The organism is Succinimonas sp. (genome assembly GCF_045225735.1).
Taxonomy (GTDB): Bacteria; Pseudomonadota; Gammaproteobacteria; order Enterobacterales; family Succinivibrionaceae; genus Succinimonas.
In genome coordinates this window covers 1-3,440 of record NZ_JBGVBR010000412.1, presented here as the reverse complement: position 1 = coordinate 3,440, position 3,440 = coordinate 1, and the positions used below count along the sequence as shown (strand labels likewise).

At 49.9% G+C, this 3,440-nt stretch carries 4 protein-coding genes; all 4 read left to right on the top strand.

What is annotated here, in order from left to right:
- Positions 1-51: 51 nt before the first annotated feature.
- The 4 genes from ACJROR_RS14425 to ACJROR_RS14410 all read left to right on the top strand — a co-directional run bounded on the left by ACJROR_RS14425 (position 52) and on the right by ACJROR_RS14410 (position 3,404).
- Positions 52-474 carry a hypothetical protein gene (locus tag ACJROR_RS14425; RefSeq protein ID WP_406547707.1) on the top strand — a complete coding sequence of 141 codons (423 nt, stop codon included), beginning with the start codon at positions 52-54 and terminating at the stop codon, positions 472-474.
- A 223-nt stretch (positions 475-697) separates the two neighbouring features.
- A complete protein-coding gene (locus tag ACJROR_RS14420) occupies positions 698-1,090 on the top strand; it encodes a hypothetical protein (protein WP_406041315.1) in 393 nt (130 codons plus the stop codon).
- 55 nt (positions 1,091-1,145) lie between these two features.
- Positions 1,146-2,219, top strand: a complete 1,074-nt coding sequence (locus ACJROR_RS14415) for a peptidyl-tRNA hydrolase (protein WP_406041313.1) — start codon at positions 1,146-1,148, stop codon at positions 2,217-2,219.
- 348 nt (positions 2,220-2,567) lie between these two features.
- The gene (locus tag ACJROR_RS14410; protein WP_406041311.1) at positions 2,568-3,404 is read left to right on the top strand and encodes an aldo/keto reductase; all 837 of its coding nucleotides are present in this window, start codon (positions 2,568-2,570) and stop codon (positions 3,402-3,404) included.
- Positions 3,405-3,440 lie beyond the last annotated feature (36 nt).

Sequence of the window (3,440 nt, the reverse complement as noted above, 5' to 3'; positions counted from 1 at the left end):
GCTTGATTATCGGTAATCGGGCAGGGAACTTCTTAGGGAGATATTTCATAAATGAGCAATCATGAAATCGGAGAAGCTATGTCGTCTTTAGGGACGGATATTATTGAGCTTTATGAAGCCGGAAAGATCAGCAAGGAAGCGGCCAGGAGCCTTATCGGTTCATGCATGTGCATTGTCACCCAATACGACGGCAATGAATATGAGGCGACCGAAAGCATTGCGGAGGCCGGATACTGCGGTCTCTGCTTCGAGAAGCATGAATACCTGTCCGATGTTTTTAACAATGATGATGACGAGGATATTAAAAATAGCGGTTACGGGGATATCAAGAGCTTCAGCGGCTTTAAGAGAACTGTTTCCAGACAGCTCCTTTTGCATGATTACATCTGCCCGAAGTGCAGGGCTGAGCTGAGGAGGTCATATCTGGAAATGAAGAAAAACAATAAAGAAGAAGCAGAACTGAAAATCTGGTAAGACGCCTTTTCAGAGCCGGCACGCTTTTCAGACTTCTGGGCCTGCGCAATCGGACAGGGCTTTCGGATCGGGGGAGCATGGTAAATTCAGAGTAAATTTTTATGGAAATAAGGGAGCCCGGAATAATCAGTATGCGGTATCAGGTCATAATTCCCTGGCCGTCTGATGCGCCGGCGGGCTCCGATAAATTCGAGATTGACCAACTTAAGGAGATTTTTCACAAATGAGCAATCATGAAATCGGACACGCCATGTCGTCTTTAGGGACGGATATTCTTAAGCTTTATGATGCCGGAAAGATCAGCAAAGAAGCTTGCATCAGCATTATCCGTTCATATATTCAAGTTGCCCGCTATTACGATGGCAATGATTATGAGACAACGGAAAGCATTGCGGAGGCCGGATACTGCGGCCTTTGCTTCGAGAAGCATGATGACCTGTCCGACGTTTTCGATAACGACGATGACATTGAAAACGGTGTTTACGGTGACATCGACTTCATAGATGAAGATGATCTTTTCGGGGATTATTGGGATATCGCTTTGCATTACCACCTTTGCCCTGAGTGCAAGGCAAAGGTGATGGGGGAATACAAGAAAAAGATGAATCTTTCCTGAACATCTTGCCAGTTATTGTTTTCAGACAAGCATAGCAAAGGAGCAAAGCGAGGATATGGGCACAAGAGGATCGTTTATTATGCGGAAGGGCAATGCCGTTAAGGAGGCCTTTATCAGATGGGATGCCTACCCTGACGGCATCGGCCGTGATGTCCTGACGCTGATTAAGACGGTGGATCTCGATCGGCTGTTTGAGCAGCTTATGACTGAGAAGGAGTTTTTTGAGCGTTTCCCGAAGGACAAAATCCCCGGCGGTGAATCGCAGTTTTTTTCCTTGCGGCTGTGCGAAGACGCGGCGGGCAGCGGAGAACCCTATGTCTATTTTCAGCCGGAATGGGAGGAGGAAGAGTGGTTTATCCAGGATTCTCTCATGTGCGAGTATGCCTATGAGCTCGATCTGAATGACCGGCTATTGTATTACTCTGTGGGCTTTCAGAAGTCTCCGCAGCAGGGCAACCGCTTCGGCTGCAAGAAAACCAGAGAGGGCTATTATCCCTGCCGTTTGAAAGCAATTTACTCATTCGACTACATCCGGCAGCATGATACATATGGAGTTCTCCAGCAAATGAAGAATGCGAAACTGGAAGAAAGCGACGTGATTCGCCGCTATACGCAGGACCCGGAACCTCCTGCGGCAAAGCCGGAAACCCACGCGCCTCAAAAGCAGGGCGTCCGGCAGCTGATCATTGCCAGAAAGGATTTGGAGATGTCTCCCGGGAAATTAGCCGCCCAGGTGAGTCATGCCAGCATGGCCTTTATCAGTCATTTGCTGTTAAGGGGTGTTGCTGAAAAGGAACTTAAAGGGGACACCGACGAGGTTGCGGCATACCAGGTAACTTCTGAAATACCTCCCGAAATCTATGATGACTGGTTTAGGGGCATCTTCACAAAGATCATATGCGAAGCCCGTAACCGGGATCATCTTCTGAAGGCGGTCACCATGGCGGAGGAGCTGGGACTCAGGGAAGGCCGGGATTTCTTCCTGATCAAAGACTGCTGCCTCACCGAACTGGAGCCGGAGGAATATGACGAGAACGGCAAAGGCCGCGTTCTTACGTGCATTGGCTTCCGTCCCCTTAAGGATGACATGGCGCACGCCATCAGCAAAAAGTATCAGCTTTACAAGTAATCCGGAGAAGCAGCAAGGATGGCCCTGTCATATTTAAACCGGCAGGCCCGGAACTCTTCTGTCTCTGGCGGTTTCCCGGACGCCGGTTTCGTTCTTCTGCTCCTGCAAAGTCAAAGACAAAGGTTTCATTCCGGCCTTCCGAATCCTTCCCGGTGATTGTGTGATAAGCGGCAAGTTTCCCGGAGATGCGATCTCATAAAGCCCTGCATTTCAGGTACCATGATTTCTCGGGGCGTTCCTTTTTTGTTTCCGACCGGGCTTCATTAAGCATCCTGAAAGTGCCAGACCGGCTTCAGACAGGGATAAGCGGGAATGCTGACAGGATTATTTCATACGAGGATTACTGAAATGCAGACCATGAAACTTAGCAATGGCATCGCCATACCGTCTGTGGGTTATGGCACCTGGCAATCACCGGACAGCGAGATTACCGTGACTGGCGTAAAAGCTGCCGTCTCCTGCGGCTACCGTCATATTGACGCAGCGGCCATTTACGGAAACGAAGTCAGTGTCGGAAAAGGCATTGCCGCATGCGGCATTCCCCGGGAGGATCTTTTCATCACCAGCAAGGTGTGGAATGCGGATCGCGGCTATGACCAGACTCTGGCTGCTTTTGAAAAAACACTTTCCGATCTCGGACTTGATTATCTGGACCTATACCTGATTCACTGGCCTGCCGCATCCCACAGATTCAAGAGATGGGAAGAAATCAATCTCTCAACATGGCAGGCCATGACAGAGCTCTATAAGGCAGGAAAGATCAGAGCCATCGGCGTATCCAACTTTAAGCCGCATCACCTTGCTGCTCTTATGAAAACCGAGGTACAGCCGCAGGTGAACCAGATTGAATTCCATCCGGGATTCCTTCAGGAGGATACAGTTCGCTATTGCCGGGAAAACGGCATCCTGGTGGAAGCATGGTCTCCCCTGGGCACCGGAAGAATGCTCTCCAATCCTGAGCTTCAGGAGATCGCCCGGCATTACGGAAAGTCAGCGGCGCAGGTTTGCATCCGCTGGTGCCTCCAGCATGAAGCTCTGCCGCTTCCGAAATCCGTGACGCCTTCAAGAATTCAGGAAAACATCGATGTTTTCGACTTTGAAATCAGTACGGCGGATATGAAGAGCATTGACCTTATGGATAATTTCGGGGGCTCCGGTCTCGACCCGGATAAGGTGCTTTTCTGACGGTGTGAAGGCATCTCTTCCGCAAAGGTGACCTCT